The organism is Rugamonas sp. DEMB1 (genome assembly GCF_029834475.1).
GTDB lineage: Bacteria > Pseudomonadota > Gammaproteobacteria > Burkholderiales > Burkholderiaceae_D > Rugamonas > Rugamonas rubra.
The window spans coordinates 2,818,258-2,832,110 of the sequence record NZ_CP122407.1 but is presented as its reverse complement, the minus strand read 5'-3'; the positions used below and the strand labels follow the sequence as shown (position 1 = coordinate 2,832,110).

The following is a 13,853-nucleotide window of genomic DNA, read 5'->3' as shown; positions in this document are numbered from 1 at the left end:
CTGCGCACATTCGAAGAATTTTTTGACAAACATGGCGAAAAAACAGTGTTAGCGAGTGTAACGGTACTGCAAAAACCCATTTGCGCCCAATACAATTCGCCCGGTAGGTTAGAATTCCCCATTGGCCGTTGCGATCGCCGACACCGGCCGCCACTGAAATAACCTCCGACTGGAACTGCCATTACTGCCGCCACTGCCGCCCTTGCCGCAAAACTGCCGCTGGACAACTCCTTCGCGTCCCTGCCCGCCGTTTTCTACACCCGGCTGATGCCGACCCCGCTGCCGGCGCCGTACCTGGTCGCCGTCAGCGACGCGGCCGCCGGCCTGCTCGGCCTCGACCCGGCCCTGCTGGCGCGCCAGGACTACCTCGACACCCTGACCGGCAACGCCGTGCCCGAACGCGCGCAACCGCTGGCGGCCGTGTATTCCGGCCACCAGTTCGGTGTCTGGGCCGGCCAGCTGGGCGACGGCCGCGCCATCCTGCTGGGCGAGATGGACGGCCCCGACGGCCCGATCGAGCTGCAACTCAAGGGCGCCGGCCTGACGCCATACTCGCGCATGGGCGACGGCCGCGCCGTGCTGCGCTCGTCGATCCGCGAATTCCTCTGCTCCGAGGCGATGCACGCGCTCGGCGTCCCCACCTCGCGCGCGCTGTCCGTCACCGGCTCCGACCAGGGCGTGATGCGCGAAACGGTCGAAAGCTCGGCCGTGGTGCTGCGCATGGCGCCCAGCTTCGTCCGCTTCGGCTCCTTCGAGCACTGGTTCCACAACCGCCAGCCGGCCCAGCTGAAGGTTCTGGCCGACTATGTGATCGCGCGCTTTTACCCGCAGTTGTTGGACGAAGAGAATCAGTACGAGGCCTTGCTGGCCGAAGTAACGCGCCGCACCGCCCACATGATCGCCCATTGGCAGGCGGTCGGCTTCATGCACGGCGTGATGAACACCGACAACATGTCGATCCTCGGCCTGACCTTGGACTACGGCCCCTTCGGCTTCATGGAGTCCTTCGACGCCGAGCACATCTGCAACCACACCGACCAGCAGGGCCGTTACTCCTACGCCATGCAGCCGCAGATCGGCCACTGGAACTGCTACGCGCTGGGCCAGGCCTTGCTGCCGCTGATCGGCGAGGTCGAGGCGGCGCAGGCGGCGTTGGACATCTACCAGGGCGAGTACGCCGCCAAGATCAGCGAATTGCTGCACGCCAAACTCGGCCTGGCCACCGAGCAGGCCGGCGACCAAGCCCTGTTCGACGCGATGTTCGCGCTAATGCAAGCCAACGGCATCGATTTCACACTGTTCTTCCGCCGCCTGGGCAATCTGCAGCGCGACCACGCGGGCGCCGACGAACCGCTGCGCGACCTGTTCATCGACCGCCCCGCCTTCGACGCCTGGGCGCTGCAATACCGCGCCCGCCTGCACCAGGAAAGCCGCGGCGACGCGCAACGCAAGGCGGCGATGGACGGCGTCAACCCCAAGTACGTTTTGCGCAACTACCTGGCGCAAGTTGCCATTGAAAAAGCACAGGACAAGGACTTTACTGAAGTGGCGCGCCTGCTGTCGGTTTTACAGCGGCCCTACGACGAACAGCCGGAGCACGAATCCTACGCGGCGCTGCCGCCGGACTGGGCCAGCGAGCTCGAAGTCAGCTGCTCTTCCTAATACTTCATTCAAGAAAGTCGACCATGAGCACCGATAAAGTACACAAGACCGACGCCGAGTGGCGCGCCATGCTCGAGCCCATGCAGTTCGAGGTGGCCCGCCACGCCGCCACCGAGCGCGCCTTCAGCGGCCAGTTCTGGGACCACCACGAGCACGGCGTCTATACTTGCGTCTGCTGCAACACGCCGCTGTTCCGCTCCGACGCCAAGTTCGACTCCGGTTGCGGCTGGCCCAGCTATTTCGAAGCGATCAATCCCGACAACGTCGGCGAAATCGTCGACCGTAGCCATGGTATGCTGCGCACCGAGATCATCTGCGCCGTCTGCGACGCCCACCTGGGCCACGTCTTCCCCGACGGGCCGCCGCCCACCGGCTTACGCTATTGCATCAATTCGGCCTCGCTGCGCTTCGATCCGCAATAGCGTCCACAACACAATCCCATAACAACTACTCAGAGCACACAGAATAATCATGAAATTCTTGTTCGACTTCTTCCCCCTGCTGGTATTTTTCGGCGCCTTCAAATGGGGCGGCGCCAACGCCGAACTGGCCACCAACTATATCAACGCCCACTTGAGCGGCATCATCTCCGGCGGCTCGATCACCGCCGACCTGGCGCCGATGATCGTCGCCACCATCGCCGGCGTGGCCGCCACGGCCGCGCAAATCGGCTATCTGCTGGCGCGCGGCCGCAAGGTCGACACCATCTTGTGGATCTCGCTATTGCTGTTCGTGTTCTTCGGCGGCCTGACCATTTACTTCCACGACGAAAATCTGATTAAGTGGAAGCTGACGATCTTCTATTGGGGCTCGGCGATCGCCTTAACCGGCGCGCAGTTGATCTTTAAAAAGAATCTGATGCGCAAGTCGATGGAGGCGATCATGCAATTGCCCGATGCGATCTGGCAGCGCTTGAACCTGATCTGGATCAGCTTCTTCACCTTTATGGGCTTCCTCAACCTGTACGTCGCCTTCGTGCTGTTTAAGGGCGACACGGCGGCCTGGGTCAGCTTCAAGGCCTTCGGCTCGACCGCGATCATGTTCGCCTTCATCATCGGCCAGACTTTCTATTTATCCAAACACATGAAGGAAGAGGCATGAACAGCGTAGACAACGGCGGCCACGGCCGCATCGAACGCATCCGCGCCGCCCTGCAAGCCGCCCTGGCGCCGCTGGAATTGGTGCTCGACGACGACTCGGCCAAGCACGCCGGCCACGCCGGCGCCGCCTCGGGCGGCGGCCACTACAACTTGCGCATCGTTTCGGCGCAATTTGAGGGGCTCAAACTCGTCACAAGACATCGACTCGTGTATGATTCCGTGCACGATATGATGCATAAAGAAATTCATGCATTGGCCATTACCGCACTGGCACCGTCCGAAGTATGATGTAGCGCAAAGTTTGGCGAATGATTCAGGTAGGCCTTAGAATAATCGAACAGATTCGGCCGATGCAGGATCCAAGCTTTTGACTAGCACTTTTCACGAAAACTTTCCCTTTACAGGAATTAATAATGACTTTCAAGCCAGCCCGTTTGCTGATCGCACTTATCGCAGTTGTCGCCGCACCAGCGTTCGCACAAAACATTGCTGTGGTCAACGGCAAAGCCATCCCGACCTCGCGCGTCGATGCTGTAGTCAAGCAAGTAGTTGCCCAGGGCCAGCAACCAGATTCCCCGCAACTGCGTGAACTGATCAAGAAAGACCTGATCGGCCGCGAAGTCATGATGCAGGAAGCGGAAAAGCAAGGTTTCGGCAAGGACGCCACGGTCAAGACGCAACTGGAAAACGCCCGCCAAGCCATCATCATCAACGCCCTGGTGGCCGACTTCGTCAAGAAGAACCCGGTCAAAGACGCCGACATCAAGGCCGAGTACGACAAGTTCACGGCCCAGGCCGGCGACAAGGAATTCCATGTCCGCCACATCCTGGTCGAGACCGAAGCCGAAGCCAACGCCGTCATCACCAAGCTGAAGGGCGGCGCCAAGTTCGAAGAACTGGCCAAGACCTCGAAAGACACCGGTTCGGCATCGAACGGCGGCGATCTGGACTGGGCGACCCCGTCGTCCTTCCCGAAAGCGTTCTCCGACGCCTTCGTCGCGCTGGCCAAGGGCCAAGTCACCGAAAAAGCCGTGCAAACCCCGAACGGTTTCCACGTCATCAAAGTGGACGACATCCGCCCAGCCAAGCTGCCTACCCTGGAAGAAGTGAAACCGCAAATCGCGGAAGCGCTGACCCAGAAGAAGCTGCAAGCCTTCCAAGAAGAAATGGTCAAAAAGGCCAAGGTTCAGTAATGCTGTGATCGCCGGCGCCCCCAGGGGCGCCGGTTTCGATTCGGCCTTAGACTATGCGCCCCCGCCGCGCACTTACTCGTTTTATAGGATCTGATAATGATGTTGAAGCCTGCTCGCCTGTTGTTAGCCCTGATCGCTGTTATCGCAGCACCAGTTTTCGCCCAGAACGCGGTCACCGTCAACGGCAAGGCCATCCCTGCCGCCCGCGTCGACCAGATGGTCAAGCAAGTCGTGGCCCAGGGCCAACAGCAAGACAGCCCGCAACTGCGCGAGGCCATCAAGAAGGAACTGATCGGCCGTGAAGTGCTGATCCAGGAAGCCGACAAGCAAGGCTACGGCATGCGTCCGGAAGTCAAGTCGCAGATCGAGAACACCCGCCAAAGCGTCATCATCAACGCCATGCTGGCCGACTACGTGAAGAAAAACCCGGTCAAGGACGCCGAGATCAAAGCCGAGTACGACAAGTACAAGGCCGCCATGGGCGAGAAGGAATACCACTCGCGCCACATCCTGGTCGGCACCGAAGCCGAAGCCAAGGACATCATCGCCAAGCTCAAGGCCGGCGGCAAGTTCGAAGAGCTGGCCAAGGTCTCCAAGGACGGTTCCGCCAACAACGGCGGCGACCTCGGCTGGATGGCACCTGGCAAGCTGGTCAAGCCTTTCGCCGACGCCATGGTGGCCCTGAAAAACGGCCAATACACCGAAACCCCGGTCAAGACCGAGTTCGGCTTCCACGTCATCAAAATGGAAGAGTCGCGCGCGACCAAGCTGCCTTCGCTGGACGAAGTCAAAGGCCAGATCGCCGAAGCGATGCAACAGAAGAAAATCGCCGCCTTCCGCGACGATCTGATGAAAAAAGCCAAGATCCAATAAGATAGCCGGGCTTAAAAAAGCGCTTCCTCGGAAGCGCTTTTTGCGTTTATGCGCCGGCGTTTCCGCGCCGGCGCTTTTAGGGGCCGGGTTTGGCTAGCGCTCGGTGGCCGCCGCCGGGCTGCGGTAGTCCTCGGCCACCAGATTGTACTTTTGCATCTTGTGGTACAGGGTCTGCTTGGGCAGGCTGAGCACGATGCAGGCCTCGGCGACGTTGCCGGCCACATTGCGCAGTTCGCGCTCGATCAGCGCCCTTTCGAAGCCGTTGACCTGTTCGGACAGCGGCGCCGGCGCGGCGTCGCGCGCCGCCAGGATGCCCTCCCCGCCGCTCGACAAGCCCAGCACGAAGCGGTCGGCGATGTTGCGCAGCTCGCGCACATTGCCCGGCCAGGCGTGCGCCATCAGCGAATGCATCATGGCGCCGGAAATAATGGGCGCCGGCCGCTTGTAGCGCGCCGCCGCGTCCAGCACGAAGTGCTCGAACAGCAAGGGAATGTCCTCGCGCCGCTCGCGCAGCGGCGGCAGGTGCAGCACGATCAGGTTGAGCCGGTAGTACAGGTCGCTGCGGAACTTTTGCTGGTCGGACAGCTCCTTCAAATCGGCCTTGGAGGCGGCGATCACCCGCACGTCGACCGGCAGCAGGTTGTTCGAGCCGAGCCGCTCGACATAGCGCTCCTGCAGCACGCGCAACAGCTTGACCTGCAGGGCCATCGGCAGGCTCTCGATCTCGTCGAGGAACAGCGAACCCTGGTCGGCGTGCTCGATCTTGCCGATCTGCCGCTTGGCGGCGCCGGTGAAGGCGCCCGGCTCGTGGCCGAAGACCTCGCTCTCGAATATGCTCTCCGGAATCGCCCCGCAGTTGATGGCGACGAAGTTGTGCTTGGCGCGGCGGCTGTGCTGGTGCAGGCAACGCGCCACCATCTCCTTGCCGGTGCCGGTTTCGCCGTAGATCAAGACGTCGGCCGGCTCGTCGGCCAGGTCGAGGATCAGGCGGCGCACGTCGCGGATGGCCGCCGAGTTGCCCAGCAGCATGGCCTCGATACCCTCGTTGTGCTCCAGCTTGCGGCGCAGGCTGTGCACCTCCAGCATCAGCCGGCGCGTGGCGACGGCGCGCTGCACCACATCGACCAGTTGCTCGGACGAATAGGGTTTGGCAATGAAGTCGTAGGCGCCGTCGCGCATGGCCTGCACGGCCATGGTGATGTCGCCGTGGCCGGTGACTATAATCACCGGCAACTCCGGATCGATCAACTTGACCGCCGCCAGCAGCTCCAGTCCGCTCATGCCGGGCAGCCGCACATCGCTCACCAGCACGCCGGCAAAGCCCGGCGTGATCAGCTTGTAGGCCAGTTCGGCGGAGTGGAAGGAGCGCACCTCCAGCCCGGCCAGTTCGAGCGCCTGCTCGCTGCCGGCGCGCACGGTGGCGTCGTCCTCGACCAGCAGCCAACCTGCAGCGGCAATTGCGCCGACAACGCATCAATCATGTCCAAGCTCCTGCTCCGCGACCTTCAATTCGATGGCGAACTGGGCGCCACCGCCCGGGGCTGATTCCGCCCTCAATATACCACCGAACTCACGCACTATTTGCTCCGAAATGGCCAAGCCCAGGCCCAATCCCTGTCCCTGCGGCTTGGTGGTGAAAAAAGGTTCGAACAGATGGCCGCGCATCTCTTCCGTCATGCCGGGGCCGCTGTCGGCCACCCGGATCAGCACCCGCGCGCCGGCGCTGTCGACGCTGACGGTCAGTTGCCGCAGCTCGCAGTCGGCCATCGCGTCGAGCGCGTTGTTGAACAGGTTGACCAGCACCTGCTCCAGCCGGTTGCTGTCGCACAAGGCATGGGCGCCGGGGCTGCGCATGTGCAGGCGGAAATCGACGCGGTCCAGGTCCATGCGCCGCTCGACCAGGAACAGCGCGTTGGCGATCGCCGTCTGCAGCGGCACGGCGCTCGGCGGCGCCGTCGATTTGCGCGCAAACACCTTCAACTGCCCGGTAATCGTGCCCATCCGGCCGACAATCTGCGAGATCGTCACCAGGTTGCTCTTGACCACCTCGAGCCGGCCGCGCTCCAGCAGCACCACGGCGTTGTCCGACATGGTGCGCAGCGCCGTCAGCGGCTGGTTCAGCTCGTGGGTGATGCCGGCCGACATCTGGCCGAGCACCGCCATCTTGCCGGCCTGGAACAGCTCGTTCTGCGTCACCTGCAGCTTTTGCTCGGCCTGGCGGCGCACGGCGATCTCCTCGCTCAGGTTTTGCGTCATTTGGCGCAGGCTGTAGGTGCGTTCGGCCACCATGATTTCCAGATTGTCATAGGCGTGCTGCAAGTCCTCCCTGGCCTTGCGGCGCTGGCGGGTGGCGCGCAGCCGCTGCCGCACGTAGAGGAACAGCATGACGAGGAAACCCTCGGCCACGCAGGAGAAGATAAAGGCGGCCTGGGCGTTGGAGCGCGCCTGGCTGAGGTCGGAAAGATAGATGAACTCCCAGTTGCGCGGCGCCAGGGAGCGGCGCTGCATCAACATGCCGGAGGCGCGCCCCTCCTTGCCGTTGATCTGGGCCTGCTCCGGCACCTGCACCTTGCGCGTGCCGTCGTCCATTTCCGGCTGGTAGGCGAAGCCCAGCGGTTCCAGCGGGTGGGAGAAGTATTGCCGCGTCGTCTCCAGGCGTCGGCGCACTTCGGCCGACAGCGGCGCCAGCGTCCGGTACTTCCACGATGGCACGGAACTCAGGAAGACCACGCCATGCTCGTCGCTGAGCATGACCTTGTCGCCGCCCTGCACCCAGGTCTTCTCCAATTTTTCGATGTTGACCTTGACCGTGGCCACGCCCAGCATGCGGCCGTCGTGGTAGATGCCGTGGGCGAAGAAGTAGCCGGGCTCCAAACGGGTCGTGCCGACGCCGTAGAAGCCGCCCGGCGTGCGCTGCAAGGCATCGCGCACATAGGGGCGGAAGGAGACGTTATCACCGACGAAGCTGTCTTTTTCGCGCCAATTACTCGATGCCTGGGTGATCCCCTTGAGATTCACGACGTAAATGGTGGTGGAGCGGGCCTGTTGGTTGACCCGCTCCAGATAGACGTTGACGGCCTGGCGCAGCGCCGGGTCGTCGGGCTGCTTGAGCAAGGCGATCACATCCTTGTTCAATTCCAGCGTGCGCGGCAGGAAATCGTATTTGTCGAGCAGGTTCTCCAGGCTGGCGGCGTAGGCGTTGAGCCTTTGCGCGCCGCTTACCCGCAGCCTGTCGGTGGTGATTTTCCCGGCCCAGTAATAGGCCAGACTGGCCAGCGCCAAACAGAACAGCAATACGCCGCCCCAGGCCAGCACCTGGCCACGCGACCAGCGTGCGCGGCCATGTCGGCTCGGGCCGGCATTCGTGTGTTGGGTGGAAGACTGCATAGGACTCTCTTTGGGCGCCTTGAAACGGTGAGGCCATACTGTAATCGCTATCGCGACCGGCGGCGGGGTTTCGGCGCGAAAACTGTTGCGCCGAAGGCACTGAGCGCCCGTTTCAACGCGGCTGGCTGGAAAAACAGAACGCCGTCGCGGCTGGGGCCGCGACGGCGTGGTGGCCTGCGTGAGGCGAGCGTTTAGAACGAGTGGCGCATGCCCAGGTTCACGCCGGTGTGGCCGCTGCCGTTGTCGGTCGCATTGCCGACCTTGAAGCTGGCGCCGTTGCGATTGTTGATGTGGGCATAGGCGGCGTACAGCTCGGTGCGCACCGACAGGCGGCGCAGATAGCCGATGGCGTACTGGCGGGCGTCGTGGTCGAGCGCGCTGTCGTCCTGGTGCAGGATGACCGAGGCCAACACCTTGTTGGCGCCCGAGGTGGCGCTCAGGCCCAGCAGCGTGTCCTTGCTCTCGTTGCCGAGCAGGTCGCGGTTGAGGGCGCGGGCCAGGCTGGCGCTCCATGCGTCGACGCAGTAGCGCGCCACGATCATGGTGTTGCGCGCGTGCGCCGTGGCCAGGGCGTTGTCCTTGACGTGGTGGGCCAGCACCACGGTCAGCGGGCCGCGCACGTAGCTGGCGCTGCCGCTCAGGCTGCGGTTGGCGGCGCTGTTGCCGGCCGCTTCACCGGCGCCATAGGCCAGGTCGGCGGTGAAGCCGGCCACGGTCGGGCTGGTGTACTCGGCCAGGTTGTCGACGCGGGTGTTGGTCGCCATCAAATTGCTGGCGGTGCCGGCGAAGCCGACTTCGAAGGGATCGGCCACGTCGCGCACCACCTTGTAGTAAGGCGAGTACTGGCGACCCAGCGAGACGGCGCCGAAGGAGCCGGACAGGCCCAGCGCGGCTTGGCGGCCGAAGGTCAGGCCGCCTTGGCCGGAGGCGCCGTTGTCGAGGCCGATGCCGCTCTCCAGGATGAAGCGGGCGCTCAGGCCGCCGCCGAGGTCTTCCTTGCCCTTGAAGCCCAGGCGCGAGCCGGAGCCGACGCCGCCGCCCAGGGTGTTGACGTTGCCGGCGGCACCACCGCGCTCGAGCACCAGGCCGGCATCGGCCACGCCGTAGACGGTGACGCTGGACTGGGCCAAGGCGGCACCGGAGCACAGGGTCAGGGCGATGGCGGAAATAGCGAATTGTTTCATAGGGGGTCTCCTGATACTAGTTGTTTTATGCTGCGTGAACATGGACTGGTTTTTCCACGACGGTCAGATGCGCCTCGGTGTCGAGCGCGCCCTCCCACTTGGCCACGACGGCGGTGGCGATGGCATTGCCGACGGCGTTGGTGGCGGAACGGCCCATGTCGAGGAACTGGTCGACACCCATCAGCAGCAGCAGGCCGGCCTCGGGGATGTTGAACTGGTTCAGCGTGGCGGCGATCACCACCAGCGAAGCGCGCGGCACACCGGCCATGCCTTTGGAGGTCAGCATCAACAGCAGCAGCATGGTGATCTGGGTGCCCACCGACAACTCGATGCTGTAGGCCTGGGTGATGAACAGCACGGCGAAGGTGCAATACATCATCGAACCATCCAGATTGAACGAGTAGCCCATCGGCAACACGAAGCTGGAGATCTTGCGCTGCACGCCGAACTTGTCCAGCGAGTCCAACAGTTTCGGATAGGCCGCCTCCGAGCTGGCGGTCGAAAATGCCAGCAGGAACGGTTCGCGGATCAGGCCGATCAAGCGGAACACGCTCTTGCCGAGGAAGATGAAGCCGCCGCCGATCAACAGCACCCACAGGCAGAACAGACCCAGGTAGAAGCCGCCCATGAACTTGGCGAAGGTGAGCAGGATGCCCAGGCCGTTGGTGGTGACCACCGACGCCATGGCGGCGAACACGGCCAGAGGAGCCAGGGTCATGATCGCGCCGGTGATGCGCAGCATGACTTGTGCCAACTCGTCGATGACGGCCGTCAGTTTCTTGCCGTGCTCGCCCAAGGCGCCCAGCGCGCTACCGAAGAAGATCGAGAACACCAGAACTTGCAGAATCTCGTTATTGGCCATCGCCTCGATCGGCGACTTCGGCACCATGTGGGAGACGAAATCCTTCAACGTGAAGGCGGAAGTCTTCAGGCCGGTAACGGCGTCAATCGGCGGCAATGGCAGGCCCAAATTGGCACCCAGTTGCATCCAGTTCGACAGCACCATACCCAAGGTCAAAGAAACCAGCGAGGCGGAAACAAACCAGCCCATGGCCTTCGCGCCGATACGACCGGCGGCTTTGCCGTCGCCCATATGGGCAATACCCACCGTCAGCGTCGAGAATACCAACAGGGAGATAATCATCTTAATCAAACGCAGGAATACATCCGTCGCGATCGAAATATGCGCGGCGATATCCGTGGTGATTTTTTTGTCGGGGAAGGTGTCATGGCAGACGTAACCGACTGCTATGCCCAATACCATCGCGATCAGGATGTATAGGGTTAATGGGCGTTTCTTTTTCATCTTGACTCTCCAATTGGGGTAGCGATTGGGCACGGCATTGGCACCCATCTTTGTTTTAACAACCCCGCCGCCAGTGGCTGCGGGTTGGAGGCTACATAGCAAGCCGCATGCCTGGCATGAACAAACAGTCAATTTTCCACTAAGACATTGTTTTCAAACGACATTCTTTATGGAAACTTCCTGGCGGCACGAAATTTCGTCCAAGTAGTTGGACACCGAATTCGGCCCGCGTATGACTTATTGGACTGGCCGGACGGCGGCCACCGACGGTGCGTGAAACCACCGCCGACCATCCGTCTACTTGTATCGAACACGCCAAAGTTGAGTTTATTCAAGCCAGAATTGAGCATATCGGCAACACAGCGCCCGTTCCCGCTCATAGGGGAAGGCAGGGCGAAGTGGTGAACGGACGCAAAGCGACCTATACTTGCGCGGAAGATGTTGCCGCAAACCCAACAGCCTTGGACGCCTAGACGATGACCGATTCCTTCCACGCAGAACTCGCCGCCGCGCTCGCCGGCGCGGCCGACTTCGACCGCATTGCCGGCATGCGCGCCTACATGCGCGAGCAGTTTGATTTTTTGGGCGTGGCGACGCCGGCGCGGCGCGCCGCCGTCAAACCGATATTGAAGTCGCTGCAAGGAATCGGCGCGGCCGCCCTGCTCCGCCACGCCAATGAATTGTGGGAATTGCCGGAAAGGGAGTATCAATATGTCGCCATCGATTTATTGGCGATGCATAGCAAGGAATTGGAAACCCGCCATGTGGCGAATTTACTCCAGTTGGTGCAAAAGAAATCGTGGTGGGATAGCGTGGATGGATTGGCCTCGCTGATTGGCGATGTATTGCGCGGCAAGCATGAGGGAATGGACGATTGCGCCCGCCACCCGAATATGTGGCTACGTCGGGTCGCCCTGCTGCATCAATTGGGCTGGCGTGAGCGCGTCGATCAACAACGTCTATTCGCCTATTGCCTGATGCTGGCGCCGGAAAAGGAATTCTTCATTCAAAAAGCCATCGGCTGGGCCTTGCGCGATTACGCCCACCATAACCCCGACGCGGTGCGGGCTTTCCTTCAGGAGGAATCCTACCGCTTGCCGGCCTTGAGCTATCGCGAAGCAAACAAGCACCTGAAAATCGTCTCAGTCTGAATGGGATGTCGGGCCGGCGTTGCGCAAACGCCAGTGGCGCGGCGTGAGATTGAACCAGCGCAGAAATGCCCGGTTGAAGGCGCTCTGCTCCGAATAGCCCAACAATAAGGCCACCTCGGGCAAGACCAGGCGGCGGTCGCGCAAATAGTCTTCGGCGAGATGCTTCCGGGTGTCGTCCAACAAGGCGCGGTAGCTCCAGCCGTGCTGGCTCAAATGACGCCGCAGCGTGCGGCCGCTGGTGTTGAGCTCGGCTGCCAGGTGACGCAGGCCTGGCTCGCCTTGCAATAGGTGGCGGGAGATGCGCTGGCGGACATCTTGCTCAAATGGATCTTTTGTCGGCAAGGCGGCGAAGCCGGCTTGCACTTGTTGTTCCAACATCGCCGCCAACGCTGGATCGGCTAGACGAAGGGGCAGGCTGAGCAGGGATGCCGGCAGAATGATTCTGGTGGCGTCCTGCGCGAACAGGACCGGGCAACCGAAAAAGTCGCGGTAAGGCATGGCATCGTCGGGCGGAGGCTCGACAAAATGCACCGCCTCCGGCGTGATCGGCACACCGGTGACGTTGCGCGCGAACTGGATCACTGCCGCCAACCCGCATTGGTTGGCCAACAAGCCCACGCTGCGCGACTCGGCGTCCCACTCCAGGACGACTTGCCCGTCGTTTTGCCGGCATCGGACGGGGCTTATGTCGTGCACCAGCCGCTGGTAGCGGATATAGCGCTCGATGGCGGCCGGCACCGAACTCGACGACAGCAAGACATAGCCGAGCGGCCCAAGGTGGGCGGCGGTGATGGTGGCGCCGATGTGCAAGCCGAGCGCGGGATCTTGTAGATGGTCCGCCGCCCGTTCCAACATGGCGCGCCATTGCGGCGCCGGATAGGCCGCTTCGGCATTCGCGCCCGTATTGGCTCCGCCAGCATGGGCGCCCGCTGCGCCGGTTGGCATCGCCGGCGCCAGCACCGCGCCGGCATCGTGACCCTGCCGCGCCAGATACTCGAACAACAGACGCACATATGAGGCCGGCACGCTGCCTTGGGGCGCGGCGCGGGCGGCTCGGTCGCTGTGATTGGTATACATGGCCCCAATTGTCAAAATTGTGACCCGCGCTGTCAAGCAATGATTGCATGTCGACACCTACAATCGGCACACTCCCACTCCCAGGAACAACACCATGATTGCAGCATCCGCCGCCCAAGCTCAGGCTTTGGTGCGTAACTCCGCCCATTTCCAGTGGTACGTCATCCCTCTGCTACTGATGGTGCTCTACGCCTACGGCGAGCAGGCCGCAGCCAAGCGTTGGAATGTGGTGCTGGCCGGCATCGCATTTTGGCTGATGGACTGGATCAACGAGATCTGGAACGGTCTGCTGTTCCATTTTTCCGGCTTCGCGCCGGCCTGGGGCACGCCGGGCAGCTCGGCCTATGTGATGTTGATCGGCCTGAACATCGAGATCTGCTTTATGTTCGCCATGATGGGCCTGTTCGCGGCGCGCACCCTGCCCGCCGACCGGCATCTGCGCATTCTGGGCGTCAACAACCGCTGGCTGTTGGCCGGCGCCAACTCGGTACTGTGCGTGTTTGTCGAATTGTGGCTCAACAGCATAGGTGCGCTCACCTGGGAGTGGCGCGGCTGGAACGCCGGCGCACCCTACCTGGTCTGGCTGGTCGGCTATGTTCCCTTCTTCGTGGTCGCCTACTGGGTGCACGACATGCCGCAACGCAGCCGGCAGATCGGCGTGGTGGCGGGACTGGCCGGCCTCGTCGGCGCCGCCCTCCTGCTGTTCGCCGGCGTGCTGAAGTGGATTTGAGCCGCCCAAACGGTCAAATCAAACCAAAAACTAGCGTAAAAGGGGCTCTTCACGGTCTGCCGGGATGCCGGCCTTACCCCGTAAGCAAAGGGGTCTGACCCCGGATGGGGTCAGACCCCGGCTTGCGCGTCCCGGGGTAGGGGCAAAAAAAGAGCCGGGCCTCGCGGCACCGGCTCTTTCTATGGAAGTT

Annotated in this window: 13 protein-coding genes; 8 read left to right on the top strand and 5 right to left on the bottom strand. The window is 62.4% G+C overall.

Going from position 1 to position 13,853, the window contains the following annotated elements; translation table 11 throughout:
* Positions 1–213 precede the first annotated feature (213 nt).
* The 6 genes from QC826_RS12815 to QC826_RS12790 all read left to right on the top strand — a co-directional run bounded on the left by QC826_RS12815 (position 214) and on the right by QC826_RS12790 (position 4,828).
* Complete coding sequence (locus QC826_RS12815; RefSeq protein WP_279766466.1) at positions 214–1,662, top strand: protein adenylyltransferase SelO; 1,449 nt, start codon at positions 214–216, stop codon at positions 1,660–1,662.
* Positions 1,663–1,685: 23 nt separating this feature from the next.
* Positions 1,686–2,084 carry a peptide-methionine (R)-S-oxide reductase MsrB gene (gene msrB, locus QC826_RS12810; RefSeq protein ID WP_279765948.1) on the top strand — a complete coding sequence of 133 codons (399 nt, stop codon included), beginning with the start codon at positions 1,686–1,688 and terminating at the stop codon, positions 2,082–2,084.
* Between the two features lie 49 nt (positions 2,085–2,133).
* On the top strand, positions 2,134–2,763 hold the full coding sequence (locus tag QC826_RS12805; protein WP_279765947.1) for a septation protein A: 630 nt from the start codon (positions 2,134–2,136) through the stop codon (positions 2,761–2,763).
* Positions 2,760–3,050 (top strand): BolA family protein, encoded by a 291-nt coding sequence (locus QC826_RS12800; protein ID WP_279765946.1) that lies wholly within the window; start codon positions 2,760–2,762, stop codon positions 3,048–3,050. The genes QC826_RS12805 and QC826_RS12800 overlap by 4 nt, the downstream gene beginning before the upstream one ends.
* A gap of 125 nt (positions 3,051–3,175) precedes the next feature.
* Positions 3,176–3,955 (top strand): peptidyl-prolyl cis-trans isomerase, encoded by a 780-nt coding sequence (locus tag QC826_RS12795; protein WP_279765945.1) that lies wholly within the window; start codon positions 3,176–3,178, stop codon positions 3,953–3,955.
* A 96-nt stretch (positions 3,956–4,051) separates the two neighbouring features.
* The gene (locus tag QC826_RS12790; RefSeq protein WP_279765944.1) at positions 4,052–4,828 is read left to right on the top strand and encodes a peptidylprolyl isomerase; all 777 of its coding nucleotides are present in this window, start codon (positions 4,052–4,054) and stop codon (positions 4,826–4,828) included.
* 93 nt (positions 4,829–4,921) lie between these two features.
* Here QC826_RS12790 and QC826_RS12785 read toward each other — a convergent pair whose 3' ends face one another.
* The 4 genes from QC826_RS12785 to QC826_RS12770 form a co-directional block, all read right to left on the bottom strand.
* Positions 4,922–6,265: a sigma-54 dependent transcriptional regulator gene (locus QC826_RS12785; RefSeq protein ID WP_279766465.1), complete on the bottom strand. Its 1,344-nt coding sequence runs from the start codon at positions 6,263–6,265 to the stop codon at positions 4,922–4,924.
* A 36-nt stretch (positions 6,266–6,301) separates the two neighbouring features.
* Positions 6,302–8,215, bottom strand: a complete 1,914-nt coding sequence (locus QC826_RS12780; protein WP_279765943.1) for an ATP-binding protein — start codon at positions 8,213–8,215, stop codon at positions 6,302–6,304.
* Between the two features lie 191 nt (positions 8,216–8,406).
* Positions 8,407–9,399, bottom strand: coding sequence for a porin (locus QC826_RS12775; protein ID WP_279765942.1), 993 nt, complete (start codon positions 9,397–9,399; stop codon positions 8,407–8,409).
* Positions 9,400–9,424: 25 nt separating this feature from the next.
* On the bottom strand, positions 9,425–10,705 hold the full coding sequence (locus tag QC826_RS12770) for a dicarboxylate/amino acid:cation symporter (RefSeq protein ID WP_279765941.1): 1,281 nt from the start codon (positions 10,703–10,705) through the stop codon (positions 9,425–9,427).
* 476 nt (positions 10,706–11,181) lie between these two features.
* Between QC826_RS12770 and QC826_RS12765 the strand changes: the two genes are divergently transcribed.
* On the top strand, positions 11,182–11,856 hold the full coding sequence (locus tag QC826_RS12765; RefSeq protein ID WP_279765940.1) for a DNA alkylation repair protein: 675 nt from the start codon (positions 11,182–11,184) through the stop codon (positions 11,854–11,856).
* Here QC826_RS12765 and QC826_RS12760 read toward each other — a convergent pair.
* A complete protein-coding gene (locus QC826_RS12760) occupies positions 11,848–12,933 on the bottom strand; it encodes an AraC family transcriptional regulator (protein WP_279765939.1) in 1,086 nt (361 codons plus the stop codon). The genes QC826_RS12765 and QC826_RS12760 overlap by 9 nt on opposite strands.
* A 94-nt stretch (positions 12,934–13,027) precedes the next feature.
* Between QC826_RS12760 and QC826_RS12755 the strand changes: the two genes are divergently transcribed.
* Complete coding sequence (locus tag QC826_RS12755) at positions 13,028–13,663, top strand: hypothetical protein (protein WP_279765938.1); 636 nt, start codon at positions 13,028–13,030, stop codon at positions 13,661–13,663.
* Positions 13,664–13,853 lie beyond the last annotated feature (190 nt).

Bases quoted from the DNA above. Each gene is read 5' to 3' on its own strand.
- QC826_RS12805 (WP_279765947.1), top strand. From the start codon at position 2,134: ATGAAATTCTTGTTCGACTTCTTCCCCCTGCTGGTATTTTTCGGCGCC.
- QC826_RS12760 (WP_279765939.1), bottom strand. From the start codon at position 12,933: ATGTATACCAATCACAGCGACCGAGCCGCCCGCGCCGCGCCCCAAGGC.
- msrB (WP_279765948.1), top strand. From the start codon at position 1,686: ATGAGCACCGATAAAGTACACAAGACCGACGCCGAGTGGCGCGCCATG.
- QC826_RS12755 (WP_279765938.1), top strand. From the start codon at position 13,028: ATGATTGCAGCATCCGCCGCCCAAGCTCAGGCTTTGGTGCGTAACTCC.
- QC826_RS12795 (WP_279765945.1), top strand. From the start codon at position 3,176: ATGACTTTCAAGCCAGCCCGTTTGCTGATCGCACTTATCGCAGTTGTC.
- QC826_RS12790 (WP_279765944.1), top strand. From the start codon at position 4,052: ATGATGTTGAAGCCTGCTCGCCTGTTGTTAGCCCTGATCGCTGTTATC.
- QC826_RS12775 (WP_279765942.1), bottom strand. From the start codon at position 9,399: ATGAAACAATTCGCTATTTCCGCCATCGCCCTGACCCTGTGCTCCGGT.
- QC826_RS12800 (WP_279765946.1), top strand. From the start codon at position 2,760: ATGAACAGCGTAGACAACGGCGGCCACGGCCGCATCGAACGCATCCGC.
- QC826_RS12780 (WP_279765943.1), bottom strand. From the start codon at position 8,215: ATGCAGTCTTCCACCCAACACACGAATGCCGGCCCGAGCCGACATGGC.
- QC826_RS12765 (WP_279765940.1), top strand. From the start codon at position 11,182: ATGACCGATTCCTTCCACGCAGAACTCGCCGCCGCGCTCGCCGGCGCG.
- QC826_RS12770 (WP_279765941.1), bottom strand. From the start codon at position 10,705: ATGAAAAAGAAACGCCCATTAACCCTATACATCCTGATCGCGATGGTA.